This window comes from Bacillus sp. V3B, assembly GCF_024494465.1.
GTDB lineage: Bacteria > Bacillota > Bacilli > Bacillales > Cytobacillaceae > Bacillus_BD.
Genome location: NZ_JAETXM010000022.1, coordinates 41,426 through 57,308 on the forward strand (window position 1 = coordinate 41,426; position 15,883 = coordinate 57,308).

Consider the following 15,883-nt stretch of genomic DNA (forward strand, 5'->3'; position numbering starts at 1 on the left):
ATAGTGGAAAACCAATATGAATGAAAGATGAATTCAACATTCAACACTATTAATAAAAGGCACACTAAATAAAAAAAACGGTGTCAGGCACCACAAAAAGACATTTTTCTTTTTGTGGTGCCTGACACCGAAGTGATCTTACAAGATTCCTGATGTACTTAAGAACACAAGGATAATCAAAATCGGAACAACCCATCGCATCAAAAACTTCCAAGCGATAAAGGGAGCTTGCGTAAGGGGGTTTGCTTGGAAAAATTCCTGTTTAACGATACTTTGACTCATTCGATACATAATAAAGAAAGCGATAAACAGATTTCCAAGCGGGAGCATGATATTACTAACGAGAAAGTCAGTTAAATCAAATACAGTACGGCCGAACCATTTGAAATCTGCTAGCAAGCTTGACGACAACGCAGCAGGGATGCCAGCGATAAATATAACTAGTCCAGCAATCCAGGATACTTTTTTACGTGAATGTTTCCCATTGGCGGTAAAAGCAGCAACGATGATCTCTAGTAAGCTGAAAGCTGAAGTTAAGGTTGCAAAGAGAAACAAGATTAAAAATAAACTTAAAAATAGCTCGCCAAAAGGTAATTGGGCAAAAACAGTTGGTAGAACAATAAAGAGCAAGCCAGGTCCCTCTGCAGGTTCAAGGCCAAAGGAAAAGACCACCGGGAAAATAGCAAGCCCAGCGAATAGCGAAACAAAAATATTCATAAAAACAACCGAGCCTGCTGATGCTGGAATGCTTACATTTTTATCTAAATAAGAACTATACGTTACCATGCAGGAAAATCCGACAGCTAATGCAAAAAACGATTGACCGAGAGCATATAAAATAGCTTCACTTGTGATTTTTGAAAAGTCTGGCTGAAGGAAAAACTTTACGCCTTCCATAGCCCCATCTAATGTTAATGATCGAACCACAAGGATGATAAAAAAGATGAAAAGAATAGGCATCATATATTTATTAGCCTTTTCAATTCCATTTTGAACTCCGAGTGCAATAACGAGTACGTTAATAAGTAAAAAAATGGCTAGACCAGTAATCGTAATGACCGGACTACCTGTCACCTGACCGAATAGCTCAGGGTAATTTGCCCCATCTTGAATCAATTTACCAGGAATTGATAAAACGCTATAAATGAATACCCAGCCTCCAACAACACAGTAAAAAGAGAGAAGAAGGAAACAACCCACAACACCAAGTCGTCCTACATTGATCCATAAACTGTTAGGTGCTAACTTTTTATAAGCACTAATCGCTTCTTTTCCGGACCCACGGCCAATAATGAACTCTGAAATGAGCATAGGAAGCCCTATTAATAGAGTAAAGATAACAAAAATAAGAAAAAATGCACCGCCGCCACTCACTCCAGTGACGTAAGGGAATTTCCAAATGGCCCCTAAACCAATTGCAGCCCCTGCTGAAGATAAAATAAACCCCAGCTTTGAAGACCACTTCTCCGTCTGACTCTCCATATAAATACCTCCAAAAACATTGGTGCCTGACACGCCAAAAAGACAAAATTCACTATTTTGTTTTTTTAGGTGGACACTTTATACGTGTGCAAATTTAAGTATGTAAGGGAAATAGCAACAGCTTATTTCCTTATGTATGTTATTGTTGAATAATTGTTATCTTATAAATAAGACACCTTAAACATCATACCATAACACGTAGTAGCAGAAATATCACATTTGCTTTTTTTGAATTATTGAATCATTTTAAAGCTTTTTTCGAGACGATTATATGCCCCCAGGTGTATAGTGGGTTTATGGGTAATAGGTATGTCTTACTTCTTTTAAGAGCTTGCGCTATAGTTTATTAAAATTTATAAAATGGGGATGGTTTTATGTTTACATTAACAGAGGAAGCAAAAACAGAAATACAAAAAAGGTTAATTGAATTCCAACCAAAGAATTTAATCAGGTTGCAGATGCGTCATAGCTGTTATATGAAATTAAAGCTAACTTTGGAAGAAACGATTCAACCGAACGATACAGAAGAGTTCGTAGATGGGCTGCATTTTATTATTGATAAAGAACATGTACATTACTTTAATAACAAAAAAATAGACTTTATACCGGATAAATTTGGCTTTAAGGAATTTGAGGCTATTTAAGAATTTAAATGGATATAGGCTAAAAATAAAGCGTGTGAGTGCTTCTTTTACTAGACAGACTATTCTAATTTAATTAATCTTCTCGAAAGTTTCTTATTCGTTTCAATTCACTTAAGTTATGTTTCCCATTTCGGCTTTTAGTTTAGAAGACTCTTCTCGTAATGAAGGATTGTCAGGCATATTCACATTACTCCCTCCATATATTGTTATGAACATGTACAAGGGGGAATAAGCTTGCAATTTTATTATGGTCAACAGATGCCTTTACGAATACTGGATGAAGCCGAGTTTTGGAAGCATCAGGAAGAAGAACACACCGTAGTGATTAGGGAATTGGTTTCGGGTCTTGAAGAAGAGTATGTTGAGGCATTAAAGGAATGGGAAAAAGCACTTAGCGAAACGCATAAGCAGGTGATCCGCTTTATTGAATCGGTTGTCCGGTCGAGTTACTATATTTCGAATGCCTTGCAGCAACAAGTATTGCAACTAATCTCTTTTTGTTTAAAACAAAGCTTAGAGTTCATTAAGCTCTGTCAACAAATTAAAACAGAAAGTGCAGTAGTAAGTGCAAACCCAACAGCAAAAGTAGTCTTAGACCATATCATCCGAGAATCAGAATACTTTGTTGGTATTGCCCAAGCACTTCTTTATAATCAACCATAAACCGGTGCCTGACACCGGTTTTTTATTTTGAGCTAAGAAAGTATAGATTTTTTTGAATGAGATAGTGATCGAGTTTCAGGCACCTTGTGCTTTTATTTTTCGTAGCGAAGGTAATCGTAATTAGAAGTAGGGACTTTTTTGATGATTTTGCCCTTATTATCCTTATAAATTTCATATTCTCGATAAGTTTCTACGATATAACCATCGATTTCCGTTGTTTCTTCAAGAACCATATCCAATGAATAGTTCTGCGCTGCAACTTCCTCACTTTCCTCGTCTATTGTCACATTTGTTTCTTCCTCTATAGCAATAGGTTCACTTCCTTGTGCTTCAGCATCTGCCATTAATACTTCATAAGGAACGCCTGAAACTTGAACATGTTCTTTATTGACCACAGAATAGGGCGACTCCAAATAACTTACTAAGACTAATGTCAGGATCATTCCGACTGCGGGTAAGAAAATTTTCACACTCAATCTACTCCTTTTAATCAGTTCCTATTTAACCATTGTAAATAAATCAAATGGCGACAAGCTTTTAAACCAATAATAGAATCTCGGTAGGATCATTTATTATATGTATATGTACGTCCTTTTTTTATAGTACAAGTTGTGCTCATTTAAGCAGAGCATCAACAGGGCTAAATCCAGTAAGTTTTACGATTTTCACCGCTAGTGATGTACATCACTATGTTCCTTTTCCATAACGGCTATACTTTTTGTATGAGAATAGTTCTCATAAAGCGAACTAAAATCATTTATTTGTTTAAAATATGCATTCTCACTAAAGAGGTGAGCCGTAGTGGAGAAAATAGTCGACTTTCAAAAAACAGTCTATGACATCTGTACAGAAGATCCATTCATTATCGAAATTATGAAGGAGCTTGGCTTTGATCAAATTACCAAGCAAGGAATGTTACAAACAGCAGGACGAGTCATGACGATTGCAAAAGGAGCCCGAATGAAGGGGATTGAGCTATCTGATATCATTCAAACTTTTGCGAAACATGGATATAGCGTAAAACAATAGAATTATGATAGTTCACAGATAAAAGTACTTTAAAGAATCAATCGTGTTTTAATAAAGAATCGTCAACCAATAGGAGGATGAAATCATGAGCGAATTAATTAATAATCGTGAAGTAATGGAAAGTAAAACCGAACGTCAAGAAATGTTAAAAGAAATTATTAAAGAACTTCACGCTGGGAAAAATGTTGATGAAGTAAAAGCAAAATTTGAAGAAGCTGTCGGTGATGTAACCGTTGCAGAAATTTCCCAATTAGAGCAAGCGCTTATGCAAGAGGAAGGAATTCCAGTTTCTGAAGTTCAACGACTTTGCTCAGTCCATGCGGCTATTTTTAAAGGATCGATAGAAGAGATCCATCGTTCAGACAAACCAGAGGAACAACCCGGACACCCGATTCATACATGGAAACTGGAAAATAAAGAAGTCGATATGCTTGTGAATTTCAAGCTTCAGCTTCACGTAGAACGTTTTGAAAAAGAAGATTCTGATGAAAATAGATTCAAGCTACTTGAAGATTTGAACCTCCTTTTGGATTTGGATAAACATTATTCCAGAAAAGAAAATTTGCTTTTCCCGTATCTTGAGAGATATGGAATCGATGGGCCAACGAAGGTCATGTGGGGAGTGGATGATGCGATCCGCCTTGCAATCAAAGAAGCTAAGGCCTTTTTGATGGAGTATTTTGGTAACAAAAATGAAGTAATTGGAGTACTTAATCATGTTATTAAAGAAGTAACAGAAATGATTTTCAAAGAAGAAAATATTCTCTTCCCAATGGCATTAGAAACATTAACAGAGGATGAGTGGGTGAAAATTGCCGCTGAAAGTGACGAAATTGGCTATTGTTTAACTTCTCCACAAGGTGTTTGGCAACCTATCCGCCATCATTTACCCAACGAAGAAGAAGTAGAGGAAGTAGAACCTGCAGATGGTTATATCCGTTTCGAAACTGGAATTATTTCCATCAAACAATTAGAAACACTTTTGAATCATTTACCAGTAGATATTACTTTTATTGACGAAAACGATGTGGTTCGTTATTTCTCTCATGGTAAAGAAAGAATTTTTGCTAGAACTAAGGCTGTTATTGGACGTACTGTACAAAACTGTCATCCGCCACAAAGTGTCCATGTTGTGGAAGAACTATTAAAAGATTTCAAATCAGGTGCAAAGGATATAGAAGACTTTTGGATTCCAATAAAAGATAAGTTTGTTTATATTCGTTATTTTGCAGTCAGAGATGAAAATGGAACTTATATGGGGACACTTGAGTTCACGCAAAATGTAGCAGGAATTCGTGCATTAGAAGGCGAAAAACGAATTTTATCATAATGAAAAATTGAATGATGTCAAATTCATGATGAATGGCATCAAACAAGGTTATAATTGCATACCATTTCAAAAAAGAGGGATCCTGCAACATTACAGGATCCCTCTTTTTTATGGCTGTGTTGAGGATGAGTGTTGATAAATGGTACATACACGAAAAGTCACTAGATCATCAACACTATGGTTTAACACAGTCTTATTATTAGAAGTACAAAATGAAAATCACAGCGGCTATAATGATTCGATAAATAGCAAACGGGATAAGCTTAATTTTATTAATCAATTTTAAGAAGAAGCGGATGGAAATAAGGGCGAAGACAAATGCACTAATAAAGCCCACGATAAAAAACGGCAGGGCATCCACCGAGAAGTATTGCCAGTTTTTCAAAAGAGAGATAAAACTCGCACCGGCCATAATAGGAACGGCCATAATAAACGTAAAGTCAGCCGCCGTACGATGGTTTAATCCAAATAAGACACCACCTGAAATCGTTGCTCCTGATCGTGAGAAGCCTGGCCATAGAGATAGACACTGAACAAGTCCTACGATAAACGCCTGTTTATACGTAATCTCGTCAAGGGAATTGACACTTGAACGTTTTCCGCCAAACACATCGGCAAGAATCATTAAGATTGCACCGAGTACTAAACCAATTGCGACGGTTTCAATGGAAAATAAATACTCATCAATATAATCTTCAAACAAAAGACCTAGTATTCCAGCTGGAATTAAACCAACAATAACATGGGTCAGTTTCAAATGTTCTTTTCCATGTACGACGACCTTTTCCTTATTGAAAAGACGATTTAAACCAAGTAAATCAATAAATCGATCTCTAAACACGATCACAACCGCCAAAATGGATCCAAGTTGGATAACAACTTTAAATGTATTGGCTACATATTTTGTTAAAAACTCTTCTGATTTCAACCACATATCATCCACGATAATCATATGACCAGTAGAGGAAATAGGGGCAAATTCCGTTAAACCTTCTACCATTCCTAGAATAATAGCTTTTAAAATTTCTATAAAATCCATTGTGAAAAATTCTCCTTATAATTGTTATGATTTCTTTCTTTTTTTACGGAAAAAGAGAATAAAGAACACAATCATTCCAATTGCGATTAGGGTATAGGCAATATCTGAATAAATATCCATGAAGCTCAAGATATTTTCCCAGTTTTCACCTAAAGCGGCACCGACAGAAACAAGAATAATATTCCAAATCAACGTTCCAATAAAGGTGAAAACAAGGAATACAGCAAATTTCATGTTAGACATACCAGCAGGGATGGAAATTAAACTTCGGATCAACGGAACCATCCGGCAAAATAGCACTGTCCAGTAACCGTATTTGTCAAACCAAGCATCTGCTTTCCAAATATCTTTTTTCGTGATCCGTAAAATATGTCCCCAACGGTCAACAATTTTTTCTAGTCTCGATACATCTAGCAAAAGGCCAATCCCATAAAGTATAACAGCCCCAACAACTGAACCAGCAGTAGATGCAACAATGACCCCTGGAACGGTTAAGTTTGTATAGGTTGTCATGAACCCACCAAATGGAAGAATAACTTCTGAAGGGATGGGAGGAAAGACATTCTCTAAAGCAATCATGAGAAAAATTCCGATATAACCAAACTGTTCCATAAAGTCTGTAATCCAGCTTTGCATGTTAAACCTCCAACTAAGCTACTTTTCTTCAGGTTGTCCTACTCTCATACAATAGTATGCAGTACGGAAAAAGTCCATGCAGAAAGATTAACATGAAAATGAAGGAAATGCGCTCATTCTTTCTTTAACACTATCTTCCTAGCTTTTATATTGTAATAGACGAAACCAATCACGAACAGCCCTACATTTGAAAGAATAGAAAAAAGGTACCTAATACTTAAAAAAGATATCTGTCTTTTTTAAGTATTAGGTACCAAGTTTTTAGTAAACATCTTGCCTTGTGAAGACGAGGAAAGAAACGAATAGGGAGATGAGCCACCAGACTGCTAAGACGCTGATGGAAAACAGTAACGTCATCCCTTCAATTGGTGGAGCCACTCCACTTAAATAACCAGTTAAGTTTAAATTGACCATAAACAAATATTTAGCAGATTCCCAGGAAGAAACCATTGAGCTTAAGATAGATCCTGAAACAAGGGCTGCGAGCATCACGCCCATACCTGCTGCTGTACTTCGAATTAAAACAGATAACATAAACGCCAGCGTCCCGATAACGACTGCAACAAACCAGGCAAGCCCAAAGTCCATCAATAAAAATTTCCACTGGCTAATCATTCTTACGCCAGATGTATCTAAAGCTCCAGCTTGAGCAGAAAAGCCCGTAATTACGGGTGCACCCCAACCACGATAACCGAACACTACCCCAGATAGTAGATAGGAAAGCACCCCGACAATTGCCATGATGATGGAGATGGATAATAAGAGCGAAATATATTTGCTCAAAAGAATTCGCCAACGTTTGACCGGTCTTGTTAGCAGTAGTTTAATGGAGCCTAAAGTATGTTCAGAGGAAACGAGATCACTAGCAATGAGCATGACAAGCAAAGGAATAAACATCGTACCCGAATTTTCAATGAACATTCTCACAAATGTTGGTGCCCCGGGTTCTGAAGGATTGATATCATGATCAAGATAGTATTGCCGCTGTTTCAACGTAATTTGCAATCGTTCACGAACATCATCTGTCATTCGGCTTGAACTGAGCCGGTTTGAAATATCAACAATCTGGGATTGAATTGCAACTCGCCAGTCAGTCGTTCCAAGCTTTTCTTGCTGTTCCAATGTTTGTTTATATTGGGCATATGTAAATAAAGCAACGAGAACGGCAACAATCAAAGCAACAACAATTAAGCGTTTCCTTGCTAACAACTTCATCATTTCATTATGAATGAGCTTATTCAATCGTACCACCGCCCGTCAGTTGTAAAAATAACTCCTCTAAAACGGGAATTTTACGATTCATTTCCAAAATGGAGACCCCTTCTTCAATTAACGCTTTACTCCACTCAGCGGCATTCTCTCCTTCGAGAGGAGTCGTTAAATAGTCACCATCTGCTGTTACATCTGTGAACTGTGCCAAAATCTTCTTCCCTTGTAAAAGAGGGGATACCTTCCAAACGAGTTTCTCCTGTCTTGTCAGTAGGTTTTCAACAGAATCAATTTGAATAATTTCTCCTTCTGTCATGATGGCGACTCGATCGCAAAGCAGTTGAATTTCACTTAATAGGTGGCTTGAGACAAGCACACTCAACCCTTCACTTTCTGCTAAGTTACGAATAAACTGCCGCATCTCACGAATCCCCGCCGGGTCGAGTCCATTTGTAGGCTCATCCAAGATGAGCACCTTTGGCCGATTCAGTAGGGCTTGGGCAATTCCAAGTCTCTGCCGCATGCCAAGCGAATACGTTTTGACCTTATCATGGATTCGGTCATCGAGACTAACAAACGCAATGGTTTCTTTAATTTGCTCTTCTGTAACAGAAGGAAGCATTCTGGCAAAGTGAAGCAAATTATCCCAGCCAGACAAATATGGATATAACTCAGGATTTTCAACAATACAGCCTAAATATTGCATCGCTTTTGTAAATTCTTTTCGCACATCATAGCCACAAATCGAAATCGTACCATTTGTTGGCTTGATGAGACCTGTTAGCATTCGAATCGTTGTTGTTTTTCCAGCTCCGTTAGGGCCCAGGAATCCAAAGACTTCGCCTTGTTTCAGCTCAAAGTTTAACCCTTTAATAATCTCCTTTCGTCCAATTGTCTTGCGTAGATTGTTCACTGCCAATGTTACTTCAGCCATCTTGATCGACCTCCTTTTCCCAGCTAATAAGGGGAGCTACTCTATTAGAAATTAACTGATATCCAGCTTGATTTGGGTGGAAATGATCAGAATACAAGTAATCGTTGACAGACAATTGAAATAAATCAAAGGTCGGGACAAATACCATTTTCTCAAATTGCCCAACGACCATCTCAGTTGCATAATTCCATTCACGAATGATCGTATTCGTCACTTCGCTCCCCTCTAATTCGATAAATGGATTATACAGCCCGAGAAGAAAGACGGTCGCTTGTTGATTATGTTCGCGAATCGTTGTGAAGATTTGTTTCATATTAGCCAAGTAATCTTGTTGAAGCTGTTTTACATTCTCAAGGTCTAAATTGAGTAGGGTCTCTCCCTTTTGAAAAAGATCATTTCCCCCAATGGTCATCAAGATCACATCGGCTTCTCCCATTTGGCGCGCAATATTTTGTTCTCCTAATTGTTGTAAGAGATCTGATGAAGTTTGACCATTAATTCCTAAGTTATAGATGAGAATCTCTTGTGGATTTAACCGTTTTTTCAATTCATCTGTTACGAGTCCAACATAACCTTTTCCAGAATCATCACCTGTGCCTCTTGTAAGGGAGTCTCCAAGTGCCAATACTGTCAAGTCCTTTGTATTTGTTTGTTCAGTTACGTTTTCCGTAGGTTTCTTCTCTATACTAGCGGCTTTTCCAGAATAAAAATCTTGAATCGACCAGACTAAACCAAATATCCATAGAAACGATAGTAAAATGGCGATAATCGTCGTCATCTGAGCTGTGTTTTTTTTCAAAAAATCATCTCCTGTGATGGTCATTATTTTCATTTCTAACACCATCATTTATTCATCTGCATTTATCGTAGGGAGTTGGTTCATGTAAACATAGTTATTTCTATTGTGAAAAGACTTTAATCCCATTTAATAAAATTTGTTTGAAAGTGGTGTTGAAATTTGTGTGACGGAAGAAAATGAGGAAGTTTTGTATTGAAATCAATCCAGAGTAGGGTAGAGAGAAGAAATAGGAATGATTAGTCTCTCCCTTCTTCCAGGAGATCATTATTTTGAGATATCCGTACTTTTACTTTTTCTGTAAAAAAGAACAAACAAAGTTAAAAAGTTTTAGTGGAAAATAAAAAAGTGAAACCTCCAAATGGAAGTTTCACTTTAACGTCTTTATTAGATTTTCATTACGCCGCCAGAGCTAGCGTTTGTTACAAGTTTGGAGTAGCGTGCTAAGTAACCTCGTTTTACTTTTGGTTCAAAGCCTTTCCAGTTCGCTTTACGTTTTTCCATTTCTTCATCAGAAATTTCTAGTTTGATTGTTCGATTATTCATATCAAGTTCAATGATGTCACCATCTTCGACAAACGCGATTGGACCACCCTCTGCTGCTTCTGGAGAAATATGACCGATTGAAATCCCTCTTGATGCACCTGAGAAACGTCCGTCTGTGATCAAACCAACTTTCGCTCCAAGACCACGACCAACGATTTGTGAAGTAGGGGCAAGCATTTCTGGCATACCTGGTCCACCTTTAGGGCCTTCATAACGGATAACCACAACATGGCCTTCTTCTACTTTGCCCATAATGATTCCTGATAGTGCATCTTCTTGAGAATCAAAGCAAATTGCAGGACCTCTATGATAGCCACCAACAGATTCGTCGACTGCACCCACTTTGATAATGGAACCAGCTGGAGCCAAGTTACCGAATAATACGGCAAGACCACCTTGCTCAGAATGTGGATTGTCTAGTGGATGGATAACATCCTTATCCAAAATCTCACAACCAGCAACATTTTCACGTATGGTTTTACTTGATACGGTCAGGCAATCACCATTGAAAGCACCTGGTTTTTTCAGCAACTCATTGATAATAGCACTTACGCCTCCAGCATTATGCACATCTTCAATATGATAGTCTGATGCTGGAGCGATTTTTGCAAGATGTGGTACGCGAGCAGCCACTTCATTAATGCGTTCCATAGAATACTCAATTTCAGCTTCATGTGCTAACGCTAATGTGTGTAGAACCGTGTTCGTAGAACCACCCATAGCCATGTCTAATGCAAATGCATTGTCAATTGCATCGATCGTTACGATGTCACGAGGCTTAATGTCCTTTTTAATAAGGTCCATCAATTGTGTAGCTGATTGTTTAACAAAATCTTTCCGCTCTTCAGCTACGGCTAGAATTGTCCCATTACCAGGAAGTGCAAGACCAAGACCTTCTGCTAAACAGTTCATTGAGTTTGCTGTAAACATACCTGAACAAGAACCACATGTAGGACAGGCAACTTGCTCGATTTCTTGTAATCTAGCCTCATCAATATTACCAGCTTGATAGGCTCCTACACCTTCAAAAACAGATGTTAAATCAAGAGCATTACCACTTGCATCTGTACCGGCTTTCATTGGTCCGCCACTGACAAAGATCGTTGGAATATTGACGCGAAGAGCCGCCATCATCATCCCTGGTGTAATTTTGTCACAGTTTGGGATACAAACCATTCCATCGAACCAGTGAGCAGATACGACTGTTTCGACTGAATCAGCAATAACTTCGCGACTTGGTAATGAATAGCGCATGCCAATATGTCCCATCGCGATTCCGTCATCAACACCGATTGTATTAAATTCAAAAGGTACACCGCCCGCTTCACGAATGGCTTCCTTTACAATTTTTCCGAATTCCTGTAGGTGAACATGTCCAGGAACGATATCAATATAAGAGTTACATACCGCAATAAACGGTTTACCGAAATCCTCTTCTTTAACGCCGGCTGCACGTAACAAACTACGATGCGGTGCACGGTCGACTCCTTGTGTAATCATACTACTACGTAAATCTGTCAATCTTATTCCCTCCAGTTTCTCCCAATATATACATTCGACAATTTTTTACTTTTCCCTATTTTATCACTCTTAGACGGATAAGTGTAGGGTTTTCGGTTTGGAAGAAGGTGGAGGGTTTAACGGACCGTTGTATGATAAAGGCAATATTAAAGTAGATCCTATTTTTTATCTTTTTGATAGCTAGTTACTTTGGTTCATATGCTTTGCCTATTTTCTTGTCAAAGTTCTTATCTTAAAGAATGAGATGCTTCTTGTATAATTAACCTTCTTATTATGTACGTAGTAATAACAGCGTAGTGAAAGTAGGCTTTCCGACATTTACATACTGGGTTAGGAGCAGAAGTTCATGAAGGTCTTGTCATACGTTATTTAATGTTTGAACTACTTACCGCGTCTGTCAGTTTGTAAAGAAAAAATACTCTTTTCTCTACAAACCTCATTATTTTGGGGCAACTGTTTTTTTGTGCCTAGATACAAAGGGATTTCCGGTTATCCAAAAACGCCAAGGATAGTCTCTTGCTTCCCCTGTATTGTCAATTCCAATGCGTGGGCCGATTGAAATGTCATTCGGAATGATTCCCGAAGCTATGTACAGCGGAGGTTTTGAAAAAGAATGTCCATAGTCATTCATTGTAATCCCAAGTGCTTTTGTTAATTTTCCAAGTCCATTCGTGAGGTTTCTCAGATTATCGGTACCGCGACGTTCATGCATCAGTTCAAGTCCGGTATATGGTTCAATCGCGCGAATTAAAATAGCTTCAGGTTTTTCAAGGGGGCCGCTCACAACATTGACAAGGGTATGTGTATGCATTGTGTAAGTATACACAATGCCGGCTTCACCAAACATAATTTCAGTTCGCTTTGTACGCCGATTCTCAAAACTGTGTGCCGCCCTGTCTTCAGGTCCCATATAGGCCTCAGTTTCAATGATATAACCAGATGCGGTTCCTTCTGTTGTGTCTTTCACTAGAAGACAGCCAAGTAAGCATTTAGCAAGTTCAAGTGTTGGTTTTTGAAAAAATTTAGATGATAGTGGATTCATTGTTTGCACTCCTGAAAACGTATTGTTTCTTTATATTACCCAACGATTGCTGATTTTTTCCAAGCTTCAATCTAATGGTATAATATTGGCTTAAAAAGAGGATAGGACGTGAAACAGTTGGTCAAAAATATTGGTTTTATTGGCTGCGGAAAAATGGGCCAAGCAATTATGGCAGGTATGTTGAAAGCTGAAGTTGTTCAAACAAAAAACTTGAAAGTGAGTACATCAAGAGCGGAGACCCTTACCGTGATCGAACAGAAGTATGGAATAAAAGGCAGTTTGCATAACGAAGAGGTCGCTGAATTTGCTGATATTCTTTTCCTAGCGGTGAAACCAGCAATTCATAATCAAGTGTTAGCTGAAATAAAGGATAGTCTCAAAGAAGATGTTGTGATGATTACAATGGCTACTGGTGTGACAATCGAACAGATTGAAAAGGAATTAAATAGGAAGATGAAAGTGGTTCGTACGATGCCAAATACACCATCACTCGTTGGAGAGGGTATGACGGCAATGAGTATTAACAGTAGGTTAACTGAGGCAGATTTAACTGAAGTAGAAGTTTTGTTAAATAGTTTTGGGAAGGTAGAGGTTATGACAGAAGATCTCATGGATGCAGTACCAGCCATTAGTGCTTCTTCACCAGCTTATGCATATCTATTTATTGAAGCTTTAGCAGATGGAGGTGTGCGCGATGGCATTCCTCGTGAGCAAGCTTATCGTATGGCAGCCCAAGCCATGCTAGGTGCAGCAAAAATGGTATTGGAAACAGGAAAACACCCTGGTGCTTTAAAAGATGACGTATGTACACCGGGCGGTTCAACGATTGAAGCTGTCGCTGCGTTGGAGGGAAATCAATTTAGATCTGCTATTTTAGAAGCAATGAAGGCATGTACAAATAAAATAAAAGGGATAGATGCTTCTGGTAACGGGTTCAGTTTTGGAAGAGAAAAATGCTAATATTACAGTAAATAACATAGTCATTAGCATAGATTTCAACAATAATCTAACAGCATAAATAGCAAACAAAAATGCTCCAATCTGAGTGTGAAATTTAGTGTCCTTTATCGGCTTTATGAAGGACAACTTTAGTTTAACGCAGGAAATTAATAGGCTTAACATAAATTTATGTTAAGCATTGGTAGAATGGCTGCTAATTAAGATGATGGAATCTCTAGGATTTTAGTATCTTAGTATTTATTCATTATTCAATGTCTTTAGCCTAGTAATACGTAAAAGAATAGGGTAATGGATAATAAAATATACATAGATGCTAAACGATATTGACACTATGTGTAAATCCAAATAGTATTATCTAGACTGAGCGTTATAATTTGAAGGGGTGTACTACTTGAAAAAGGTTAGCCAACTTTGTAGGAGGAAAAAATGAGCATGCAGATGGATTCAAAGGGTAAATCGGGAGTGGAAATAGAAAGGGAAGCGATAAGAGTTGTCCCGGTTATCATTTCCTTTGTAGTAGCAGGTTTTATCGGATTGTTTAATGAAACAGCCTTAAATATGGCGTTAAATAATTTAATTATAAGTTTTGGGATTCATGAAACAACAGCACAGTGGCTGACAACGGGATATTTACTAACACTAGGAATACTAGTGCCGGTATCAGGACTTATTTTACAGTGGTTTACAACTAGGCAGTTATTTATTACATCCTTGATTTTCTCGATCGTTGGAACCTTGATTGGAGCAATTTCTCCGACCTTCAGTATATTGATGATCGCTCGCGTCGTGCAGGCAGTGGGTACAGCATTGCTTCTGCCACTGATGTTTAACACGATTTTAATGATTATTCCGCCATATAAACGTGGGAAAATAATGGGGATAATCGGTCTAGTTATCATGTTTGCTCCTGCGGTAGGACCTACTTTATCTGGATTGATCTTGAAAAATTTATCTTGGCATTGGATCTTTTGGGTTTCTTTACCGTTATTAGTATTTGCACTTGTTTTTGGTATTTACTTTATGCAAAATGTAACAGAGACAACAAAGCCCAAAATTGATTTATTTTCGATTATTCTGTCTACCTTAGGATTTGGAGGTATTGTATTTGGGTTCAGTAGCTCTGGGGAAGGCGACGGTTGGGGAAGTCTGACTGTTATTATTTCATTAGCCATAGGTGTAATTGGCTTGTTGTTATTCTCTATTCGCCAGCTGACCATGAAGCAACCTATATTGAATTTAAGAGCGTTTAAGTATCCAATGTTTACTCTAGGATTGGTAATAGTTATTACAAGCATGATGGTCATTCTGTCTTCAATGATTCTACTACCATTGTACTTGCAGACATCCTTAGCATTAAGTACATTTGTCGCAGGACTCCTACTTCTGCCAGGAGGTATCATAAATGGGATTCTTTCACCTGTAATGGGCAGTCTATTTGATCGGTTTGGCCCAAAATGGTTAGTCATACCGGGGTTTGTTATTGTGACAGGTGCTATGTTTGGTTTTGCTGCAATTACGATGGAAACGAATTCCGCCTTTATTGTTGGACTCCACATTATTATGATGATTGGAATCTCCATGGTTATGATGCCTGCGCAAACGAATGGGTTGAATCAACTGCCGCGTGAATTATACCCAGATGGAACCGCCATCATGAATACATTACAGCAGGTAGCAGGAGCCATAGGTACAGCAGTAGCTATTTCGATATTATCATCTAGTACCCAAAACTTTATGAATACGGTAGCTGACAAAACCAATCCGTTAAATCAAGTGCTTGCATTTACAGAAGGGGTACAAAATTCATTTGTATTTGCTATCATAATTGCTGTCATTGGATTGGTACTATCATTCTTCATCAAGCGGGTAGAAGTTGAGCATGAAGTTCAATAGATAAAGGAAATTAATCATAAATATTAAAAAGTGCTTGGGGAATTTCCCAAGCACTTTTTTGATACGGATTGTACGATTAATTAGAATAGGTAATATTACTATTAGTAGTTTATTTTATCATTTTAGGCGAGAAGACTCCTTCCTCAAGGAATGAGAAGA

Annotated in this window: 15 protein-coding genes; 6 read left to right on the top strand and 9 right to left on the bottom strand. The window is 38.0% G+C overall.

Translation table 11 applies throughout. The features are described from left to right. Positions 1-138: 138 nt before the first annotated feature. Complete coding sequence (locus JMM81_RS18355) at positions 139-1,482, bottom strand: sodium-dependent transporter (protein ID WP_256242993.1); 1,344 nt, start codon at positions 1,480-1,482, stop codon at positions 139-141. A 374-nt stretch (positions 1,483-1,856) separates the two neighbouring features. On the opposite strand from JMM81_RS18355, the gene JMM81_RS18360 reads away from it, so the two are divergent. Both JMM81_RS18360 and JMM81_RS18365 read left to right on the top strand, forming a co-directional pair. Further along, positions 1,857-2,126, top strand: coding sequence for an iron-sulfur cluster biosynthesis family protein (locus tag JMM81_RS18360; protein ID WP_256242994.1), 270 nt, complete (start codon positions 1,857-1,859; stop codon positions 2,124-2,126). A gap of 234 nt (positions 2,127-2,360) precedes the next feature. After that, entirely contained in the window at positions 2,361-2,789 is a 429-nt protein-coding gene (locus JMM81_RS18365) for a DUF2935 domain-containing protein (RefSeq protein WP_256242995.1), read from the top strand. Between the two features lie 92 nt (positions 2,790-2,881). Here JMM81_RS18365 and JMM81_RS18370 read toward each other — a convergent pair whose 3' ends face one another. Then, positions 2,882-3,259: a hypothetical protein gene (locus JMM81_RS18370; protein WP_256242996.1), complete on the bottom strand. Its 378-nt coding sequence runs from the start codon at positions 3,257-3,259 to the stop codon at positions 2,882-2,884. Positions 3,260-3,590: 331 nt separating this feature from the next. Between JMM81_RS18370 and JMM81_RS18375 the strand changes: the two genes are divergently transcribed. Further along, positions 3,591-3,818, top strand: a complete 228-nt coding sequence (locus tag JMM81_RS18375) for a DUF1858 domain-containing protein (RefSeq protein ID WP_256242997.1) — start codon at positions 3,591-3,593, stop codon at positions 3,816-3,818. 85 nt (positions 3,819-3,903) lie between these two features. Further along, positions 3,904-5,148, top strand: coding sequence for a DUF438 domain-containing protein (locus tag JMM81_RS18380; RefSeq protein ID WP_256242998.1), 1,245 nt, complete (start codon positions 3,904-3,906; stop codon positions 5,146-5,148). A 199-nt stretch (positions 5,149-5,347) separates the two neighbouring features. Here JMM81_RS18380 and JMM81_RS18385 read toward each other — a convergent pair whose 3' ends face one another. The 7 genes from JMM81_RS18385 to JMM81_RS18415 all read right to left on the bottom strand — a co-directional run bounded on the left by JMM81_RS18385 (position 5,348) and on the right by JMM81_RS18415 (position 12,871). Next, the gene (locus JMM81_RS18385) at positions 5,348-6,187 is read right to left on the bottom strand and encodes an undecaprenyl-diphosphate phosphatase (RefSeq protein WP_256242999.1); all 840 of its coding nucleotides are present in this window, start codon (positions 6,185-6,187) and stop codon (positions 5,348-5,350) included. Between the two features lie 24 nt (positions 6,188-6,211). Beyond that, a complete protein-coding gene (locus JMM81_RS18390) occupies positions 6,212-6,823 on the bottom strand; it encodes a DedA family protein (protein WP_256243000.1) in 612 nt (203 codons plus the stop codon). 261 nt (positions 6,824-7,084) lie between these two features. Continuing rightward, positions 7,085-8,065 carry an ABC transporter permease gene (locus tag JMM81_RS18395; protein ID WP_256243001.1) on the bottom strand — a complete coding sequence of 327 codons (981 nt, stop codon included), beginning with the start codon at positions 8,063-8,065 and terminating at the stop codon, positions 7,085-7,087. Beyond that, positions 8,058-8,966: an ABC transporter ATP-binding protein gene (locus JMM81_RS18400; RefSeq protein ID WP_256243002.1), complete on the bottom strand. Its 909-nt coding sequence runs from the start codon at positions 8,964-8,966 to the stop codon at positions 8,058-8,060. The genes JMM81_RS18395 and JMM81_RS18400 overlap by 8 nt, the downstream gene beginning before the upstream one ends. Continuing rightward, positions 8,959-9,765, bottom strand: a complete 807-nt coding sequence (locus tag JMM81_RS18405; RefSeq protein WP_256243003.1) for a GDSL-type esterase/lipase family protein — start codon at positions 9,763-9,765, stop codon at positions 8,959-8,961. The genes JMM81_RS18400 and JMM81_RS18405 overlap by 8 nt, the downstream gene beginning before the upstream one ends. A 384-nt stretch (positions 9,766-10,149) precedes the next feature. Beyond that, positions 10,150-11,829 carry a dihydroxy-acid dehydratase gene (gene ilvD / locus JMM81_RS18410; RefSeq protein ID WP_256243004.1) on the bottom strand — a complete coding sequence of 560 codons (1,680 nt, stop codon included), beginning with the start codon at positions 11,827-11,829 and terminating at the stop codon, positions 10,150-10,152. A gap of 439 nt (positions 11,830-12,268) precedes the next feature. Beyond that, positions 12,269-12,871, bottom strand: a complete 603-nt coding sequence (locus JMM81_RS18415) for a DNA-3-methyladenine glycosylase (protein WP_256243005.1) — start codon at positions 12,869-12,871, stop codon at positions 12,269-12,271. Between the two features lie 117 nt (positions 12,872-12,988). Here JMM81_RS18415 and proC point away from each other — a divergent pair, with 117 nt between their 5' ends. Continuing rightward, positions 12,989-13,831, top strand: coding sequence for a pyrroline-5-carboxylate reductase (proC, locus tag JMM81_RS18420; RefSeq protein WP_256243009.1), 843 nt, complete (start codon positions 12,989-12,991; stop codon positions 13,829-13,831). A 438-nt stretch (positions 13,832-14,269) separates the two neighbouring features. Beyond that, positions 14,270-15,724, top strand: a complete 1,455-nt coding sequence (locus tag JMM81_RS18425) for a DHA2 family efflux MFS transporter permease subunit (RefSeq protein ID WP_375162416.1) — start codon at positions 14,270-14,272, stop codon at positions 15,722-15,724. Positions 15,725-15,883 lie beyond the last annotated feature (159 nt).

Coding starts and splice junctions, on each gene's coding strand:
- JMM81_RS18425 (WP_375162416.1), top strand. CDS start 14,270: ATGGATTCAAAGGGTAAATCGGGAGTGGAAATAGAAAGGGAAGCGATA.
- JMM81_RS18360 (WP_256242994.1), top strand. CDS start 1,857: ATGTTTACATTAACAGAGGAAGCAAAAACAGAAATACAAAAAAGGTTA.
- JMM81_RS18355 (WP_256242993.1), bottom strand. CDS start 1,482: ATGGAGAGTCAGACGGAGAAGTGGTCTTCAAAGCTGGGGTTTATTTTA.
- JMM81_RS18415 (WP_256243005.1), bottom strand. CDS start 12,871: ATGAATCCACTATCATCTAAATTTTTTCAAAAACCAACACTTGAACTT.
- JMM81_RS18390 (WP_256243000.1), bottom strand. CDS start 6,823: ATGCAAAGCTGGATTACAGACTTTATGGAACAGTTTGGTTATATCGGA.
- JMM81_RS18400 (WP_256243002.1), bottom strand. CDS start 8,966: ATGGCTGAAGTAACATTGGCAGTGAACAATCTACGCAAGACAATTGGA.
- JMM81_RS18385 (WP_256242999.1), bottom strand. CDS start 6,187: ATGGATTTTATAGAAATTTTAAAAGCTATTATTCTAGGAATGGTAGAA.
- JMM81_RS18380 (WP_256242998.1), top strand. CDS start 3,904: ATGAGCGAATTAATTAATAATCGTGAAGTAATGGAAAGTAAAACCGAA.